This is a genomic window from Arthrobacter sp. TJ-170, from assembly GCF_058269305.1.
The window spans coordinates 209,496-226,132 of record NZ_JBZCNL010000007.1; the positions used below are offsets into that span (position 1 = coordinate 209,496).

At 64.9% G+C, this 16,637-nt stretch carries 17 protein-coding genes; 15 read left to right on the forward strand and 2 right to left on the reverse strand.

From position 1 onward, the window contains the following. The first annotated feature begins 3 nt into the window (after positions 1 to 3). From AC4D1W_RS14040 to dhaM, 15 genes are all read left to right on the forward strand, one after another. A complete protein-coding gene (locus AC4D1W_RS14040) occupies positions 4 to 495 on the forward strand; it encodes a DUF3180 domain-containing protein (RefSeq protein ID WP_490891144.1) in 492 nt (163 codons plus the stop codon). Further along, positions 488 to 1,000: a PH domain-containing protein gene (locus AC4D1W_RS14045; RefSeq protein ID WP_490899138.1), complete on the forward strand. Its 513-nt coding sequence runs from the start codon at positions 488 to 490 to the stop codon at positions 998 to 1,000. The genes AC4D1W_RS14040 and AC4D1W_RS14045 overlap by 8 nt, the downstream gene beginning before the upstream one ends. Next, entirely contained in the window at positions 997 to 2,535 is a 1,539-nt protein-coding gene (locus tag AC4D1W_RS14050) for a PH domain-containing protein (protein WP_490899139.1), read from the forward strand. The genes AC4D1W_RS14045 and AC4D1W_RS14050 overlap by 4 nt, the downstream gene beginning before the upstream one ends. Further along, positions 2,522 to 3,457 carry a Rossmann-like and DUF2520 domain-containing protein gene (locus tag AC4D1W_RS14055; RefSeq protein ID WP_490891146.1) on the forward strand — a complete coding sequence of 312 codons (936 nt, stop codon included), beginning with the start codon at positions 2,522 to 2,524 and terminating at the stop codon, positions 3,455 to 3,457. Before AC4D1W_RS14050 ends, AC4D1W_RS14055 begins: the two co-directional genes overlap by 14 nt. Then, positions 3,454 to 4,395: a pantoate--beta-alanine ligase gene (panC, locus tag AC4D1W_RS14060; RefSeq protein ID WP_490899140.1), complete on the forward strand. Its 942-nt coding sequence runs from the start codon at positions 3,454 to 3,456 to the stop codon at positions 4,393 to 4,395. The genes AC4D1W_RS14055 and panC overlap by 4 nt, the downstream gene beginning before the upstream one ends. 34 nt (positions 4,396 to 4,429) lie before the next feature. Beyond that, positions 4,430 to 5,884 carry a lysine--tRNA ligase gene (lysS, locus tag AC4D1W_RS14065; protein ID WP_490899151.1) on the forward strand — a complete coding sequence of 485 codons (1,455 nt, stop codon included), beginning with the start codon at positions 4,430 to 4,432 and terminating at the stop codon, positions 5,882 to 5,884. 3 nt (positions 5,885 to 5,887) lie between these two features. After that, a complete protein-coding gene (locus AC4D1W_RS14070) occupies positions 5,888 to 6,070 on the forward strand; it encodes a hypothetical protein (RefSeq protein ID WP_490891148.1) in 183 nt (60 codons plus the stop codon). Between the two features lie 94 nt (positions 6,071 to 6,164). Next, positions 6,165 to 6,488, forward strand: a complete 324-nt coding sequence (locus AC4D1W_RS14075; protein ID WP_490891149.1) for a histone-like nucleoid-structuring protein Lsr2 — start codon at positions 6,165 to 6,167, stop codon at positions 6,486 to 6,488. Between the two features lie 122 nt (positions 6,489 to 6,610). Further along, the gene (locus AC4D1W_RS14080) at positions 6,611 to 9,118 is read left to right on the forward strand and encodes an ATP-dependent Clp protease ATP-binding subunit (RefSeq protein WP_490891150.1); all 2,508 of its coding nucleotides are present in this window, start codon (positions 6,611 to 6,613) and stop codon (positions 9,116 to 9,118) included. 145 nt (positions 9,119 to 9,263) lie between these two features. Beyond that, positions 9,264 to 11,354, forward strand: a complete 2,091-nt coding sequence (locus AC4D1W_RS14085) for a S9 family peptidase (protein ID WP_490891152.1) — start codon at positions 9,264 to 9,266, stop codon at positions 11,352 to 11,354. Positions 11,355 to 11,383: 29 nt separating this feature from the next. After that, the gene (locus tag AC4D1W_RS14090; protein ID WP_490891153.1) at positions 11,384 to 11,893 is read left to right on the forward strand and encodes an amino-acid N-acetyltransferase; all 510 of its coding nucleotides are present in this window, start codon (positions 11,384 to 11,386) and stop codon (positions 11,891 to 11,893) included. Between the two features lie 114 nt (positions 11,894 to 12,007). Then, positions 12,008 to 12,181 (forward strand): CsbD family protein, encoded by a 174-nt coding sequence (locus AC4D1W_RS14095; protein WP_490891154.1) that lies wholly within the window; start codon positions 12,008 to 12,010, stop codon positions 12,179 to 12,181. 240 nt (positions 12,182 to 12,421) lie between these two features. Beyond that, a complete protein-coding gene (gene dhaK / locus AC4D1W_RS14100; protein ID WP_490899141.1) occupies positions 12,422 to 13,423 on the forward strand; it encodes a dihydroxyacetone kinase subunit DhaK in 1,002 nt (333 codons plus the stop codon). Continuing rightward, entirely contained in the window at positions 13,424 to 14,062 is a 639-nt protein-coding gene (dhaL, locus tag AC4D1W_RS14105) for a dihydroxyacetone kinase subunit DhaL (RefSeq protein ID WP_490891156.1), read from the forward strand. It begins immediately after the preceding gene. Beyond that, positions 14,059 to 14,787, forward strand: coding sequence for a dihydroxyacetone kinase phosphoryl donor subunit DhaM (dhaM, locus tag AC4D1W_RS14110; protein ID WP_490899142.1), 729 nt, complete (start codon positions 14,059 to 14,061; stop codon positions 14,785 to 14,787). The genes dhaL and dhaM overlap by 4 nt, the downstream gene beginning before the upstream one ends. An 88-nt stretch (positions 14,788 to 14,875) precedes the next feature. Here dhaM and AC4D1W_RS14115 read toward each other — a convergent pair whose 3' ends face one another. Beyond that, positions 14,876 to 15,352 carry a hypothetical protein gene (locus tag AC4D1W_RS14115; RefSeq protein WP_490899143.1) on the reverse strand — a complete coding sequence of 159 codons (477 nt, stop codon included), beginning with the start codon at positions 15,350 to 15,352 and terminating at the stop codon, positions 14,876 to 14,878. Positions 15,353 to 15,489: 137 nt separating this feature from the next. Continuing rightward, positions 15,490 to 16,413 (reverse strand): HhH-GPD family protein, encoded by a 924-nt coding sequence (locus AC4D1W_RS14120; RefSeq protein WP_490899144.1) that lies wholly within the window; start codon positions 16,411 to 16,413, stop codon positions 15,490 to 15,492. Positions 16,414 to 16,637 lie beyond the last annotated feature (224 nt).

Sequence of the window (16,637 nt, forward strand, 5' to 3'; positions counted from 1 at the left end):
GCCGTGGCCTCGATCAGAATCGCCTGGCTTGTTCTTATCGGGTTGGTGTTCGGCGCCGCGGGATGGCTGATCAACTGGTGGGCCACCCGGAATGGATTCCCGACGCCGTCGCTTCCGCTGAGCTCGCTTCTGACCATGGCGGCCGTCGTCGCCGTAACCCTTGTGTTCGGCCTCCGGGTGCGGCGCTGGCGTGCCGGCAACCGCAAACGGATCCTGGACCCCATACTGGCCGCGCGCACGGTCGTTCTCGCGCAGGCAACCGCGTATGCCGGTGCACTGACCACGGGGTGGCACGTCGGTGTCCTCGCGGACCAGTTGACGCTGATTGGCGTGCGCAGCAACCTCGGTCCGGTATGGGGTTCGCTGGCAGTGATCGCCGGTGGCATAGTCATGATTGGAACCGGTCTGATCGTGGAGAGTTTCTGCAAGCTTCCCCCTGACGACGACGCCGGATCCACATCATCGGGGGAGAGCGGCGAGGGGGAGTATGCGTAGGGAACCAATAGATCCGACCGGAATCGAATGGACCCGGGTCTCGCCGAAGTACCTGTGGGTCCGCCTCGCGGGGTGGGCGATCGGCAGCCTCATTTTCCTGGTCATCGTTTCGGTGCCGCTCGTGCTGTTGCTGACCGGGGTGCTGCCGCGTTTCCCGTCGCTGCTCGCATGGCTGCTGCCCGCCGTCGTCGTTGTTTTCGCTGCGTGGCGCGGTCTCCTGCTGCCCCGGCAGGTGCGCGCTATCGGCTACGCGGAACGCAACGAGGACCTGTTGATCCGTCAGGGGATCTTCTTCCAGCGCACCATGGTGGTGCCCTATGGGCGCATGCAGTACGTGGACGTTGCTGTAGGCCCGGTCGAGCGGGCCCTGGGCCTGTGCACCCTCAAGCTGCACACAGCATCTCCGGGCACCAATGCCGAAATTCCCGGGCTTCCTTCCAGCGAGGGAGCGCGTCTGCGCGAGCAGCTCTCGGCGCGCGGTGAAGCGAAGCTGGCGGGGCTGTGACCGGCTCAGCCCCTGACCCGGAAATGCTGTCCGGCTCCCCGGATGAATGGAAGCGCGTCCACATCATCTCGCCGCTGGTCCGGGGCTGGATCGCGATTGCGGCTCTGATTTTCTTCGGGGGACGTGACTGGTTCGAAGGTTTCCTGATAGGGGAGCCGAGGGGATTTCGGGGAGAAGCAGCGGGCAGTCTGCCCATTGCGATCGCGCTCGCGGTGGGCGTTGTGCTGCTCATCGCCGCCGGGTTCTTCCTCTCCTGGTACTACACGCGCTACCAGGTGACCGAGGAGCATGTCCGGGTGAACTCGGGCGTGATTTTCCGCCAGAACCGGCAGGCCCGGCTGGACCGGGTCCAGGCCATTGACGTGGTGCAGCCTTTCCTCGCAAGGGTCTTCGGACTCGCGGAACTGAAGTTCGATGTAGCCGACGCCGGTGAATCGGCTGTGCGGCTCTCCTTCCTGAAGCTCGGCGAGGCCCAGCAACTGCGTGCAACCATCCTGGCCCGTGCTGCCGGCGTCGCCGTCGACCCCGAGCACCCGCAGGACATTCCCGAAGCGCCCGAACGTGAGGTCCTGGCTCTCACCCCTGCACGCGTCCTGGGCGCAGCCGCCTTATCCGGCAACACGGTGACGGTCCTTCTGAGTTTCATCGCTGTGGTGGTATTCGCAATCGTCCTGGACACCGGGGTGCTGCTCGCCGGTTTCGTTCCGATCCTGATCGGAGTGATCAGCGGTTACTGGAACGTCCTGAACACCGGGTTCAACTTCCGGGCGGCCATATCCCCGGACGGCATCCGGATCCGTTACGGTCTTCTGGACACACGAACCCAGACAGTGCCGCCCGGACGGGTCCAGGCAGTCGGCGTGGTCCAGTCACCGTTGTGGCGCCTGAAGGGCTGGTACAAGGTCACCGTGAACGTTGCCGGTTACGGCGCCTCCGCGAGCGGTGAGGCGCAGGCACGTGCCACCCTCCTTCCGGTGGGAACACTCGATGAGGTTCTTCAGGTCATCGCGCTGGTTCTTCCCGATCCCGGCACCGATTCGCCGGTCGAGGTATTCTCCGCTGGGCTCGCCGGGCGCGATTCCCACGCCGGATTCATCACCACTCCACGGCGTGCCCGGCTGATTGCACCGTTGGCATGGCGACGCAACGCAGTGGCGGTGACGCGGACTGCGCTACTGGCGCGCTCCGGTGCATGGTGGCGGCAGCTCGCCGTCATACCGCACGAGCGCACGCAGTCACTGGCCCTGCACCAGGGGCCGCTGGCGCGCAGATTCGGCGTTGCCGACCTCATCTTCCACACCACTCCGGGACCGGTGTCGCCCCGCGTCCGCCAGATCGCCGAGCAGGATGCGTGGCAACTTTTTCAGGACCAGGCAGTGCGGGCAGCCGATGCCCGCCGACGCAGCCGTCCCGAACAGTGGATGCGGCCTGTACAGGCGGAGGAGGCGGTCGAAGAGCCGAGCGAATCGCCTGAAACGCCCGTCATGCCCCCACCGCCGTCCTATCTGGAAGGTCCAGCCCATGAGCGTCCCTGAGTATCCGGCCCGTCGGACAGGAGCATCGCGCCGGAAGCCGGGGAGGCTGGGTGTCGGCGTGATCGGCGCAGGCAGGGTCGGTGCGGTACTTGGCGCCGCGCTGCGCGCGGCTGAACACGCCGTCGTCGGGGTCTCTGCCGTCTCTGAGGCCAGCAGGGAACGGGCCGAAAACCTGTTGCCCGGCGTCCCGGTGCTTGAGATTCCGGAAATCATCGAGCGCGCGGAACTGGTCCTGCTGGCAGTGCCCGACGACGCCCTCCCGGACCTCGTCTCCGGCCTCGCGGCCGTGGGCGCATGGCAGCCCGGGCAGCTCGTGGCCCACACCTCGGGCCGGTTCGGTACGGCGGTGCTCGAGCCTGCGCGGAAGCTTGGCGCCATCCCGCTCGCGCTGCATCCGGCGATGACGTTCACGGGCCTGAGCCTGGACCTAACTCGGCTGCCCGACTGTACCTTCGGCGTCACCGCACCCTCTGCAGTCCTTCCCGTGGCGCAGGCACTCGTGGTGGAGATGGGGGCGGAGCCGGTGGTCATCGAGGAGGAGGACCGGGTCCTGTATCACGCGGCGCTGGCGCACGCGTCGAATCACCTGGTCACCCTCGCCGCCCAGTCAACCCAGTTGCTCGCGGGCATCGGAGTGGACCGGCCGGACAGGCTGCTGGGGCCGCTGATGCGTGCCTCCCTGGAGAACGCCCTGGCTGCAGGTGAGGGCGCGCTGACCGGTCCCGTTGCACGCGGTGACGCCGGGACGGTGGCGGCGCACGCGGCTGCTCTCGCCGATGCGCCCGAAGACATCCATCTGGCCTACACCCGGCTGGCTGCCGTGACCGCCCGCCGCGCCGTGGAGCGGGGGGTGCTCACCGCGGAACAGGCACGGGTGATCGCCGACGCACTCGCGGTGCCCGGGCAGGAAGGAATCGAATGAGCCCACAGGTTCTCACGACCGCCGCTGAACTACGCGCCGCTACGGTCCAGCTGCTGGGCGCTGCAGGCCCCGCTCAGGCCAGCCTGGGCCTTGTTCCCACCATGGGCGCCCTGCACGAGGGCCATGCTGCGCTCGCCCGCGCGGCCAAAGAGGAGAACGACGTCGTTGTTGCCACTATTTTCGTGAACCCCCTCCAGTTCGGCGACCCCACCGACCTTGAGCGCTACCCGCGGACGCTCGAGACCGACGTCGAACTCCTCGGAGAGTGCGGAGTGGACGTGGTGTTCGCGCCGTCCAGGGATGAGGTGTACCCGGGAGGCGAGCCGCTGGTTCGGGTCTCGGCCGGACGCCTCGGGGAAAAATTCGAGGGTGAGTTCCGGCCGGGACACTTTGACGGCATGCTCACCGTCGTGGCCAAGCTGCTGCACCTCGCGTGGCCGGCCGCGGATGCAATCTACCGGGCCTACTTCGGGCAGAAGGACGCCCAGCAACTGGCCCTGATCCGCAGAATGGCCCGCGACCTCAACTTCCCGGCCGACATCCGGGCGGTGCCTACAGTCCGGTCGACCGAAGGGCTGGCCCTCTCAAGCCGGAACCGGTTCCTGAGCGAGGAAGAGGCGGACGCAGCCCTGGTTCTGTCCCGTGCATTGCGCCTGTTGGCAGGGCGCGCTTCCCGTTGTGAACCGCTGGACCTGGATTCCGCCGTCGCGCTGGTTCAAAGTCAGCCGCTCGTGAAGCTGGAGTACTTCGACGTGGTGGACCCCAACACCCTGGAGCCGCTCGCCTTCAGCTGCAGGGAGGCTCCCTTCTCGGGGGAGGGCCTGGCCCTGATTGCCGCCCGTGTGGGCAGCGTCAGGCTCATCGACAACCAGCCGTTGAAAGCGGTCCCGGCGGGAGCGCAAGGCCGAACCGGTAACCTTAGATACCGTGACCACTGAGCAGATCCTCACCACCGAAGAATTCAACGAGCAGATGCGCATCCGCATGGAAAAGCGCGCACGCCTGCTGGAGCGCGGTCACGAACCGTATCCGGTCAAGCCGGAGAGGACCGCCTCTCTGGGTGAAATCCGCGAACGCTTCACGCACCTGGAGCCCGGCGATTCCACCGGTGAGAACGTCAGCGTGGTCGGTCGGGTGGTCTTCCTCCGCAACACCGGAAAGCTCTGCTTCGCCACGCTCCAGGAGGGTGACGGTACGCGCCTGCAGGCCATGCTGAGTCTCGCGGCCGTGGGTGAGGAATTATTGGCGGACTGGAAGGCAACTGTTGACCTCGGCGACCACGTGCAGGTCACCGGCGAGGTGATCAGTTCGCGCCGGGGTGAACTCTCCGTCATGGCTTCGAGATGGCAGATGGCGTCAAAGGCGCTGCGTCCCTTGCCCACATTGCACGCAGGCGTCAATGAGGAGACCCGTGTACGGCAGCGCTACGTTGACCTCCTGGTGCGTGAGGAAGCGCGGCAAATGGTCAGAACGCGGGCAATGATCACCCGCAGCATCCGCGAGACACTCCACTCCCGTGAGTACATCGAGGTCGAGACGCCAATCCTCCAACTGATTCACGGCGGCGCGGCGGCAAGACCATTCGAGACGCACGTGAATGCGTTCGACCAGAAAATGACCCTCCGCATCGCGCTGGAGCTCTATCTGAAGCGCGCAGTTGTTGGCGGGATCGACCGCGTCTACGAAATTGGGCGGATATTCCGCAATGAGGGTGTTGATTCCACGCACAGCCCGGAATTCACCATGCTGGAGTGCTACGAAGCTTATGCCGACCAGTTCGTGATGGCTGAACGAATGAAGGAGATCATCCTCAATTGCGCAGACCTCCTCGGATCGAGGCAGATTGAAACCGAGGCCGGGACCATTGACCTGGACGGGGAATGGCGCTGGCTCGGGGTTTACCCCGGACTCTCCGAAGCAGTAGGCCGTGAAATCACTCCGGAAACCGGCAAGGAAACGCTCCTGGAGATCGCCGGAGAGCGAAACATTTCAGTCGATCCCGCCTGGGGCGAGGAAAAGCTGGTCCTGGAACTCTTCGGAGAAATTGTCGAACCGACTTTGTTGCAGCCGACGTTCGTCTACGATTACCCGCCCTCCGCGCAGCCACTGGCTCGACAGCACCGGGATCAGCCACACTTGATCGAGGCATGGGATCTGATCATCGGAGGCATGGAACGGGGTACGGCGTTCTCCGAACTCATTGACCCGGTGATCCAGCGCGAGCGCCTCACCGAGCAATCGCGACGGGCAGCCGCCGGTGATGAGGAAGCCATGCAGCTGGACGAGGACTTCCTTCGCGCCCTCGAATACGGAGCACCGCCGATGGGTGGGATTGGATTGGGGATCGACCGCCTTGTCATGCTTTTCACCTCCGCCGGAATCCGGGAAACCATCCTTTTCCCCCTGTTGAAGCCGGAGCTTGGATAATTCATGGAGTATTTGGCTGTTCTCCTGCCCTCCCTTGCGGTTGGCGTCATCTTCTACTTCGTCATGAAGGCGATCTTCAACGCGGACCGCGCGGAGCGTGAAGCAGAATCTGCGGAACGGAGCAGCAGGGAGAATGCAATTACAAAACCGCCGCCGTCGCAGGATGATGTACCGGGGGAGCAGTAAAGCCCTTCGGGGGACTTTTTCTCTTTGACGTTTGGCTTTAATACGGACGATAATTGTTGTTGAATACCTGTCCGAGCCGATAGAGGAGATTATCGTGGCGCAGAAAGTCAAAATCATTCTGATTGACGACCTCGATGGCGGCGAGGCAGATGAAACCGTGAGGTTCGGCCTCGACGGTACCCAGTATGAAATAGACCTCTCCTCAGCGCACGCTGAGGAACTGCGGAGTGCTCTCTCAAGCTACGTTTCCGCTGCCCGGCGGGAGAGCCAGCCCAAGCAGCGCCAGAATGCTCCTGCTGCGCGGAACCAGGAAGCGGCCCAGATCCGTGAATGGGCCAAGGCGAACGGGTACAACGTTTCCGCACGGGGCAGGGTCAATTCCGAGATTATTGAGGCATACCGGGCGGCCCAGCGCTAGTCCGTTCGCCAGCGGTCCGGGCTTCCTGCCGCAAGCGGGCTATCTCGCCTGTGGCGAACACGCCCCACAAGCCCTTCCTAGGCACGTAGCATCGAATTACGCGTTAGCTAGGAGTGTGCCTCATGTTTGAGAGATTTACGGATCGTGCCCGTCGAGTTGTAGTGCTGGCCCAAGAAGAGGCCCGCATGCTCAACCACAATTACATCGGCACCGAGCACATCCTGCTTGGGCTAATTCACGAGGGTGAGGGCGTCGCCGCAAAGGCGCTCGAATCACTCAGCATTTCCCTGGGAGCGGTGCGCGAGCAGGTGCAGGAGATCATCGGGCAGGGCCAGCAGGCTCCCTCCGGTCACATCCCCTTCACTCCGCGTGCCAAGAAGGTGCTTGAGCTCTCTCTGCGTGAGGCGCTCCAGCTCGGCCACAACTACATCGGCACAGAGCACATCCTCCTTGGCCTCATCCGTGAGGGCGAGGGTGTTGCTGCGCAGGTGCTGGTCAAGCTCGGCGCTGACCTGAACCGCGTCCGCCAGCAGGTCATCCAGCTGCTCTCCGGCTACCAGGGCAAAGAGCCCGTGGCGTCCGGCGGTCAGCAGCAGGAGGGCACTCCTGCCGGTTCCGTTGTCCTGGACCAGTTCGGCCGCAACCTCACTCAGGCTGCCCGCGAGGGCAAGCTGGACCCGGTTATTGGGCGCGAGCTTGAGATGGAACGCGTCATGCAGGTCCTCTCGCGCCGCACCAAGAACAACCCGGTGCTCATCGGCGAGCCCGGTGTCGGCAAGACCGCCGTGGTGGAGGGCCTGGCACAGGCCATCGTCCGCGGGGATGTCCCCGAGACCATCCGGGACAAGCAGCTCTACACCCTCGACCTCGGTTCGCTCGTTGCCGGTTCCCGCTACCGCGGTGACTTCGAAGAGCGCCTGAAGAAGGTTCTGAAGGAGATCCGCACCCGCGGCGACATCATCCTGTTCATCGATGAGATCCACACCCTGGTCGGTGCCGGCGCAGCTGAAGGCGCTATCGACGCCGCTTCCATCCTGAAGCCCATGCTCGCCCGTGGCGAGCTGCAGACCATCGGCGCCACCACGCTGGATGAATACCGCAAGCACATCGAGAAGGACGCCGCACTTGAGCGCCGCTTCCAGCCAATCCAGGTCCAGGAGCCTTCGGTAGCGCACGCCATCGAAATCCTGAAGGGGTTGCGGGACCGCTACGAGGCGCACCACCGGGTCTCCATCACTGATGCCGCCCTCGCTTCCGCTGCGAACCTGGCTGAGCGCTACATTTCCGACCGGTTCCTGCCGGACAAGGCCATTGACCTTATTGATGAAGCCGGAGCGCGTCTTCGTATCCGTCGTATGACGGCCCCGCCGGAGCTCAAGGAGATCGATGAGCGCATCGCCGACGTGAAGCGGGAGAAAGAGTCCGCCATCGACGCCCAGGACTTCGAGGGTGCCGCCCGCCTGCGCGATCGTGAGCAGAAGCTCCACGACGAGCGCGTGGACAAGGAGCGCCGCTGGAAGTCCGGCGGCCTGGATGACATCGCTGAGGTTGATGAGGAACTGATTGCCGAGGTCCTCGCCAACTCCACCGGCATCCCCGTCTTCAAGCTCACCGAGGAAGAGTCCTCTCGTCTGCTCAAGATGGAAGATGAGCTGCACAAGCGGGTCATCGGCCAGGATGACGCCATCAAGGCGATCTCCCAGGCCATCCGCCGTACCCGCGCCGGCCTCAAGGATCCCAAGCGTCCGGGTGGCTCATTTATCTTCGCCGGTCCTACCGGCGTCGGTAAGACGGAGCTCGCCAAGGCGCTGGCCGAATTCCTCTTCGGCGACGAGGACGCCCTGATTACGCTGGACATGTCGGAGTACTCGGAGAAGCACACGGTTTCGCGTCTCTTCGGTGCGCCTCCCGGGTATGTGGGTTACGAAGAGGGCGGCCAGCTCACCGAGAAGGTCCGTCGTCGTCCGTTCTCCGTGGTTTTGTTCGACGAGGTGGAGAAGGCACACGCTGATCTTTTCAACTCGCTGCTCCAGATCCTGGAAGACGGCCGCCTGACCGACAGCCAGGGCCGCGTGGTGGACTTCAAGAACACCGTGATCATCATGACCACCAACCTCGGTACCCGGGATATCTCGAAGGGCGTCATGACCGGCTTCCAGTCGGGCACCGACACCAACACGAGCTATACCCGAATCAAGGCGAAGGTCACCGAGGAGCTCAAGCAGCACTTCCGCCCAGAGTTCCTGAACCGTGTCGATGACACCGTGGTGTTCCCGCAGCTGACCCAGGACGAGATCATCCAGATCGTCGACCTGTTCCTCGAGCGTCTCAGCAAGCGCATGGCGGACAAGGGCATGAGCATCGAGCTCACCCCCGCGGCCAAGGTGCTGCTCGCAACTCGCGGCTACGACCCGGCGATGGGCGCGCGGCCGCTGCGCCGGACCATCCAGCGCGAGATCGAGGACCAGCTGTCCGAGAAGATCCTCTTCGGAGACATTAAGTCCGGAGAGATCGTCGCGGTCGACGTCGAGGGCGAGGGCGACGAAGCTCGCTTCACCTTCGTGGGACGCGGCGCCCCCAAGGAGATCGAGGACGTGCCGCCGGCTATCGAGGCGGTCGTTCCCGAGTAAGCCGGAACTTCATCAAGTGGTCATGCCCGCACCGGATTGCCGGTGCGGGCATGACCGCTTTAAGCGCGGACTTCGCACGGCTTTATGAGCGCGCCCCGCACGGCAGGGTTGTGAAGTGGCCCACATCGGGTGGTAAAGATGGTTCATGACTTCCGCATCCGATTCGCCCACCCCCGCGAACCCCGACTCTGCCTTCCATGACCTGGATCGCTTCGTGGCCCTGCCGCGCCTGAGCGGGCTCTCACTGAGCGCCGACGGCACACGCCTGGTTACCTCGGTGGCTACTCCCAATCCCAAGGGCACGGCGTACGCGTCTGCCCTCTGGGAGCTCGATCCGGCTGGTCGCCAACCAGCCCGACGCATCACCCGCAGCTCAAAGGGCGAATCGGGTGCCGCCTTCCTTCCAGGCGGTGACCTGCTGTTCACCTCCGCCCGGCCGGACCCGGAGAACTCGGACGAAGAGCCCATCGCGGCGCTCTGGAAGATTCCTGCCGCAGGCGGCGAAGCCCGTGTTGTGCATTCCCGAACGGGAGGAGTGCAGTCGGTCATCGCTGCAGCGGAGGCGGACGCCGTCGTCGTGGTGGCGGAGGTTTTGGCGGGATCGACTGACGAGGAGAATGACGAGGAGCGCCGTAAGGCACGCAAGGAAGCAGGCGTCGCCGCGATCCTGCACACGGGCTATCCCGTCCGCCGCTGGGATGCCGATCTGGGCCCGGCAGAGCCCCGCTACTTCCTCGCCGAGCACGGCGAGCAGGGCGAGACGCAGCCGGTCACTGTCGACGACGAACCTCCCCTCACGCTCCGCAACGTCACCGGGGACATCGGAACCGGCCTGCGGAACGCCACTCCCCGCATCAGTCCGGACGGCACGTTCCTGCTCACCTCGCAGACAGTGCCCGTCAGAGGAGGAGACCAGCGCTCGGTGCTCGTGCGCATCGATGCTGCAACCGGGGACCGCACCGTCATTCTCGATCATCCTGACTTCAATTACGACGCCGGCCCCATTAGCCCGGACAGCTCCACCGCCGTCGTAGTGGTGCGGCACCGGACCGGACCGGATTCTCCGCCCGATGTAGAGCTCGGTCTCCTTCCCGCGACCGGCGGACAGCTCACGCCGCTCGCGCCCGACTGGGACCGCTGGCCCGATCCCGCGGCATGGCTGCCGGATGGAAGCGCACTGGTGGTTACCGCCGACGAGGACGGCGCGTCCCCGGTCTTCACCATCAACGTCGCCACAGGCCAGGTCAGGCGGGTAACGGCGGACGCGGCGTCGTACACCGACGTCGTCGTCTCACCAGGTGGGGCAACGGCCTACGCGCTGCGCAGCTCCTATGAGTTCCCGCCGGAGCCGGTCCGGATTGAGCTGGCCACAGGAACGGTTTCGGCACTTCCCGCCCCGAGTGAGCGCCCGGCCCTTCCCGGAACGCTTGAGCGGGTAGAGACCACAGGGGCGGACGGGCACCCGGTGAAGTCCTACCTCGTACTGCCGGAAGGCGCCAGTGACTCCAATCCGGTGCCGCTGCTGCTCTGGATCCACGGAGGGCCGCTGGGCTCCTGGAACGCGTGGACGTGGCGCTGGTCGCCGTGGCTGCTGGCGGCGAAGGGGTACGCGGTGCTGCTGCCGGATCCGGCACTTTCCACGGGGTACGGGCAGGCAATGATTGAACGTGGGTGGGGTGCGTGGGGAGACGCGCCCTACACGGACCTGATGGCGGCAACAGACGCAGTAGTTGCCCGCGATGACATCGATGAGAGCCGGACGGCGGCGATGGGCGGTTCCTTCGGCGGCTACATGGCCAACTGGGTGGCTGGGCACACCGACCGCTTCAACGCGATCGTCACCCATGCCAGCCTGTGGGCGCTGGACCAGTTCGGCCCGACCACTGACGCCTCGTTCTATTGGGAGAAGGAGATGACGCCCGAGATGGCGCTCGCCAACTCTCCTCACACCCACGTCGAAAAAATCAGCACGCCGATGCTCGTCATCCACGGCGACAAGGACTACCGTGTGCCGATCGGTGAGGGCCTGAGGCTCTGGTACGAGCTCCTGTCCCGATCACAGCTTCCCGCTGGGCCTGACGGAGAGACCGAACACCGGTTCCTCTACTTCCCGGATGAGAACCACTGGATCCTCAAGCCGCAGCATGCAAAAATCTGGTACTCCGTCGTCGAGCACTTCCTTGCCCGTCACGTACTGGGCGAGAAGGTGGATCTGCCTGCTGAGCTCGGACTGTAGAAGCCTCGCAGGTCTCTAGACTGGATCGGGTGAGCCAATCCTTTAGTATCCGCCGCGCGACCACCGCTGACGTGCCCATCATCAAGCAGCTCGTGGCCCCGCTTGCGGAGGAGCGCATCCTGATCGCCAAGGAAACGGTCGCCTATTACGAGGGCCTCCAGGAGTTCAAGATCGCCGAAGACAACGGCGGCGGCGTGCTGGGGTGCGGAGCCCTCCACGTCATGTGGGAGGACCTCGCGGAGATTCGTACCCTGGCAACCGCTGAGGCGGCGCGGGGCAGGGGAGTGGGCAGCGCCATCGTTACTGCGCTGCTGGAGGAAGCACGCGCCGTCGGAGTGCGGAGGGTTTTCTGCCTGACCTTCGAGGAGGCGTTCTTCCGCCGCCACGGGTTCCGGGTGATGGAGGACCAGTCGGCCGTGGACCCGGTGGTCTACTCGGAGCTTTTGCGCTCGCATGACGAGGGCGTGGCGGAGTTCCTGGACCTGGCGCGGGTGAAGCCGAACACCCTCGGCAATACCAGGATGATCTGCGATCTCTAAGGACCCACCTGGCCAGAGACGGGCAGTTCTCGATAAACTAAGGGTGCTTGGTATTTGAAGGCCAGGTGAGTCCTCCCAACTGGGGGACGGAACGTCGACGAAAGGCGGAACGCCATGGGTGCGGACGACAAGACACAGAACAAGGCCGAGAAGTTGGGCGGCAAGGTCCGGGAAGGTCTGGGCAAGGCTACCGGTGACAAGAAGATGGAAGCCGAAGGTCAGCAGGACCAGAGCAAGGCCAATCTCAAGGACGCTGGCGAAAACATCAAGGACGCCTTCAAGAAATAGTCGGCATCGGATTCGGCGCCTTTAGACCATCACCTGTGGGAAGGACCCTTGTGGGTCCTTCCCACAGCTGTGTCTGACGGTTAGGGCCCGGGAGGGTCTGGGCAACCGTCGCTGCCGCAGAGTACTGTTCAAGTACCCTTGCGGCCTGCCGGGTGTGGCCTTTTCCGTATCAGGACACGAAGCGGGCCGATCAATGGCGAACCGGTTATCCACCCGTCGATCACCGTCAAGGAGAGTCGCATGAAGAAGCTCATCAATGACCCGCAGTCAGTGGTAACTGAATCCGTCGAGGGATTCGGGGCCGCCCACGCTGATCTGGTCGAGGTGCATTCTGACCCGCTGTTCATCACCCGCAAGGACGCACCGGTGAAAGGCAAGGTCGGCCTCGTCTCGGGCGGCGGCAGCGGCCATGAACCCCTGCACGCCGGGTTCGTGGGCCGCGGAATGCTCGACGCTGCCGTCCCCGGCGCGGTGTTCACCTCGCCCACCCCGGACCAGATCATTCCGGCCACACTTGCCGTTGATGGCGGTGCCGGGGTGCTCCACATCGTCAAGAACTACACAGGAGACGTCCTGAACTTCGAAACCGCGGCGGAGATGGCGCAGGCCGAGGGCGTCGAGGTCCGGTCAGTGCTGATCAATGATGACGTCGCTGTGGAAGATTCGCTCTACACCGCCGGACGGCGGGGCGTCGGCGGGACGGTGCTCGTGGAGCGGATAGCAGGGGCAGCGGCGGAGCGCGGTGATTCGCTCGACGGCGTAGCTGAGATCGCCCAACGCGTCAACGACAACGTCCGATCGATGGGCGTGGCGCTCTCCGCCTGCACGGTCCCGCATGCAGGCGTACCCAGTTTCGAGCTGACCGAGGAAGAGATCGAGATCGGCATCGGTATTCACGGGGAGCCCGGCCGGCACCGGATCGCCATGGAGAACGCGGACGGCATCACGGATCGCCTCCTGGAGCCCATTCTCAGTGACCTGAAAGCTTCCGAGGGCGACCGCGTGCTGCTCTTCGTCAATGGCATGGGCGGCACCCCGGCCAGCGAGCTTTACATCGTGTACCGTCGTGCGCGGCAGGTGCTCGGTGAACGCGGCATCTCAGTGGAGCGATCCCTCGTAGGCAACTACATCACTGCCCTCGAGATGGAGGGAGCATCAATTTCCGTGCTGAAGCTCGACGATGAAATGGTGGAACTCTGGGACACGCCGGTGTGGACACCGGCTTTGCGATGGGGAGTGTAAATGGCGTTGACTGCGCAATGGGCTGAAGCCTGGATCCGGGAATGTTCGCGTGTCCTCACGGAACATCGCTCTGAGTTGATGGAGCTGGACCGTGCGATCGGTGACGCCGACCATGGCGAGAACATGCAGCGCGGCTTCGCTGCTGTGGCGGCCAAGCTCGACGACGGCAGCCAGGACACCCCGGCGGCGGTATTCAAGCTGACGGCCATGACCCTGATGTCCACCGTGGGCGGGGCTGCCGGCCCGTTGTACGGCACCGCCTTCCTCCGCGCGGCCACGGCGCTGGGCGACGCAGCCGAGATCGATCCTCCCGCCGTCGTCGCTTTCCTCACCGCGGCTCGCGACGGAGTGGTGGCGCGCGGCAAGGCCGAGTCGGGTGACAAAACCATGATCGATGCCTGGACCCCGGCCGTTGAGGCGGCCGAAACGGCGCACTCGGCGGACGTGTCGAGCGTAGAGGTGCTGGAAGCTGCAGCCAATGCCGCACAGGCGGGTGCCGCTGCCACAGAGCCCCTCATCGCCAGGAAGGGCAGGGCCAGCTACCTGGGTGAGCGCAGCGCCGGTCACCGTGATCCCGGTGCACAGTCCACCGCGCTGATCCTCCAGGCGGCGGCTGACACTGCGAGGCCGGAGCAATGACGGTCGGTCTGGTGATTGTCTCGCACAGCAGCAAGATCGCCGAAGGAGTAGTCGAGCTCGCTGCGCAGATGGCGCCCAACGTCCAGATGGTAGCTGCCGGCGGCACCAGCGACTCACCGTCCCGCATCGGCACGAGCCTCGAGAAGGTGCAATCGGCACTTGAGGAAGCAGACCAGGGCGACGGCGTCGTAGTCCTCACCGACCTTGGATCGGCTGTGATGACGGCGGAAATGACGCTCGAGTTCCTGCCGGCAGAGGCCAGATCGCGGATCCGGTTACCCCGGGCTGCGCTGGTCGAGGGCTCTGTCGCGGCAGCCGTGCAGGCGGAGTCCGGCAGCACAGTGGACGAGGTTGCTTCGTCCGCCGAACGCGCCATCGTGTCCATAGACCCTGAAGCTCTCGAGCCGTTCGTGTCCCACGGGGCTGCGGCTCCCGGCCCGTCGGCACAGCCGGAGGAGCCAACGGGACCCCCTGTGACCGGTGCGTGGACGCTGCTGAACAAGATGGGCCTGCACGCCCGCCCTGCGGCTGTGATCGCAAGGGCGTTGACGGATATGGACGCTGAAGTGAACGTCAACGGCGTCGACGGCAAATCAGTGATGCTGCTGATGTCGCTCGCGCTCGGCGAGGGGCAGGAGCTGAAGGCGGAGGCCACCGGCCCCCAGGCGCAGGAAGCCATTGAGTACATCGGCGGTGAAGTGAAGGCGGGCTTCGGGGAGCTCTAGCGGAAGTTTTATGCAGCTCCGGTGGCTTCCCAGATGGAGAGCCGCCGTAGCTGCACGAAAGTTCAGGGGTTCAGGCGGTGTCCGGTGTTCAGGCGGTGAGCGCGCCGTCGTCGAGCGTGAGAGACAGTTGTAGAGCCTCGCCAGGGCAATCGGGGCCGTTCGGATAGACCCTTTCCGGTGTGCCCGAGGTGCGGTAATACTTGCCGTCGAATATCACCGTCACGCCAACCTCTTCGACGTCCAGCTCATCAACATTGACGAAGCCAACCAGGGTGCCGTCTGGCCGCACGCTTGCGGAGCAGCTGCCCTCCGGCTCGGCGGAATCGCAGCCGAGATCGACCGTCTCGCTTCCCGGGCGAAGTTCCAGGTCGTAGGTCCGGCATCCATCGGTGCAGACCTCGAGCACAGGGTCCAGGATTGCGTCCGCCATGTTTTCTGCGACGGTGACTGATATGCCCGGTTCGGCACCAATCTCCGTGCACGCCAGTGGGGCCGTGCCGCCGCCCACGCAGGCTGTACACAGCACGACGCCGGTGATTCCAGGTGCTGCCCGGAAGCCTCCCATGGAAGCAGGATAGGCGCTTTCCCGTCGGCCGCCGGAAACGATCAGATACCGATCCGCTCCCGGCCCGGAGCTTTACGCAGTTCTGGCGACTTCCGGACGGTTGAAGCCGCCAAAGGTGCGGAAAACTTCCGGGGAGGTTAGGCGGGGAGCCGGAAGCCGCGCGGTGTTTCCTCGGCCAGTCCGTCCGCGAGAAGACCGTCGAGGGCGCGCTCGAGCTGTTCCAGCGGCGCGTTCAGCCCATACAGCTTCTCGAGCGCCGCAGGTGTGCCGTGCGCCAGGTCAACCGGGCGCTCGTGGATCAGGGGCCGAGGCACCGGTGTCTCGGCGTGCCGAAGGACGTGCATGATCGCGCCGCGCACCTGACGGTCAGTGCCCGCCCACGATTGACCCTTCGGCACATACGTGGGAGCGGGCTTTCCCGCCGCTACCCAGGCGCAGCGGTCGATCACCGGGCAGCGCTCGCAGGCAGGAGCCCGCGCGGTGCACACCAGTGCCCCCAACTCCATCACTGCCACGTTCCAGCGCACGGCGGCGGCGGCGTCGTCGGGCAGGAGGGTTGCAGCCCGCTTCATTTCGGCTGCATTCAGCGACGGCGCGGGCAGTGCCGCTCCAACCACCAGCCGCGCGTGCACGCGGCGGATATTCGTATCGACCACCGTTTCCCGGCGTCCGAAAGCGAAGGCAGCGACGGCGGCAGCGGTGTAGGTGCCGACGCCCGGCAGCGCGAGCAGATCCTCATACGAGCCGGGTACCTCACCCTCATGGCGAACGACGACGGCGGTCGCCGCCGCATGCAGGCGCAGGGCCCTTCGCGGGTAACCCAGACGGCCCCAGTGCCGCAGAGCTTCCCCCGACGGTGCTGCGGCAAGGTCTGCCGGTGTCGGCCACCGGGTCATCCAGTCCTCCCAGACGGGCAGAACCCGCGAGACCGGAGTCTGCTGGAGCATGAACTCGCTGACCAGAACTCCCCAGGGCGTGCGGGAGGGGAGTCGCCACGGGAGGTCGCGGGCCGCGTCGTCGAACCAGTTGCTCAGGCGACCATGCAGCACGGCGGTGTCCACGGGGAGCTCCAGAGATTTGGGAAACGGGCAGGATCCACCCTATCGAATGCTCGTATACCCGGACTCGAGGGAGACGCCTTGAGTGACCTTCAGCAACCGTGTCAGCGATGGTCGAAAAGTGAGCCGTTTTGTGGGTTGAAAAGTGAGCCACTTTGACCCTGGTTATTCTGCCGTATTTTCCGGTCTTGTCGAGGGTAGGGACTCTGCCTGGGTGTGTTTGAGGC

What these genes read in the sequence shown, in the direction of transcription:
- AC4D1W_RS14115 (WP_490899143.1), bottom strand. Translation starts at nt 15,352, where the DNA reads ATGGGAGGCTTCCGGGCAGCACCTGGAATCACCGGCGTCGTGCTGTGT.
- dhaK (WP_490899141.1), top strand. Translation starts at nt 12,422, where the DNA reads ATGAAGAAGCTCATCAATGACCCGCAGTCAGTGGTAACTGAATCCGTC.
- dhaM (WP_490899142.1), top strand. Translation starts at nt 14,059, where the DNA reads ATGACGGTCGGTCTGGTGATTGTCTCGCACAGCAGCAAGATCGCCGAA.
- AC4D1W_RS14085 (WP_490891152.1), top strand. Translation starts at nt 9,264, where the DNA reads ATGACTTCCGCATCCGATTCGCCCACCCCCGCGAACCCCGACTCTGCC.
- AC4D1W_RS14080 (WP_490891150.1), top strand. Translation starts at nt 6,611, where the DNA reads ATGTTTGAGAGATTTACGGATCGTGCCCGTCGAGTTGTAGTGCTGGCC.
- lysS (WP_490899151.1), top strand. Translation starts at nt 4,430, where the DNA reads ATGCGCATCCGCATGGAAAAGCGCGCACGCCTGCTGGAGCGCGGTCAC.
- AC4D1W_RS14055 (WP_490891146.1), top strand. Translation starts at nt 2,522, where the DNA reads ATGAGCGTCCCTGAGTATCCGGCCCGTCGGACAGGAGCATCGCGCCGG.
- AC4D1W_RS14095 (WP_490891154.1), top strand. Translation starts at nt 12,008, where the DNA reads ATGGGTGCGGACGACAAGACACAGAACAAGGCCGAGAAGTTGGGCGGC.
- AC4D1W_RS14070 (WP_490891148.1), top strand. Translation starts at nt 5,888, where the DNA reads ATGGAGTATTTGGCTGTTCTCCTGCCCTCCCTTGCGGTTGGCGTCATC.
- AC4D1W_RS14045 (WP_490899138.1), top strand. Translation starts at nt 488, where the DNA reads ATGCGTAGGGAACCAATAGATCCGACCGGAATCGAATGGACCCGGGTC.
- dhaL (WP_490891156.1), top strand. Translation starts at nt 13,424, where the DNA reads ATGGCGTTGACTGCGCAATGGGCTGAAGCCTGGATCCGGGAATGTTCG.
- panC (WP_490899140.1), top strand. Translation starts at nt 3,454, where the DNA reads ATGAGCCCACAGGTTCTCACGACCGCCGCTGAACTACGCGCCGCTACG.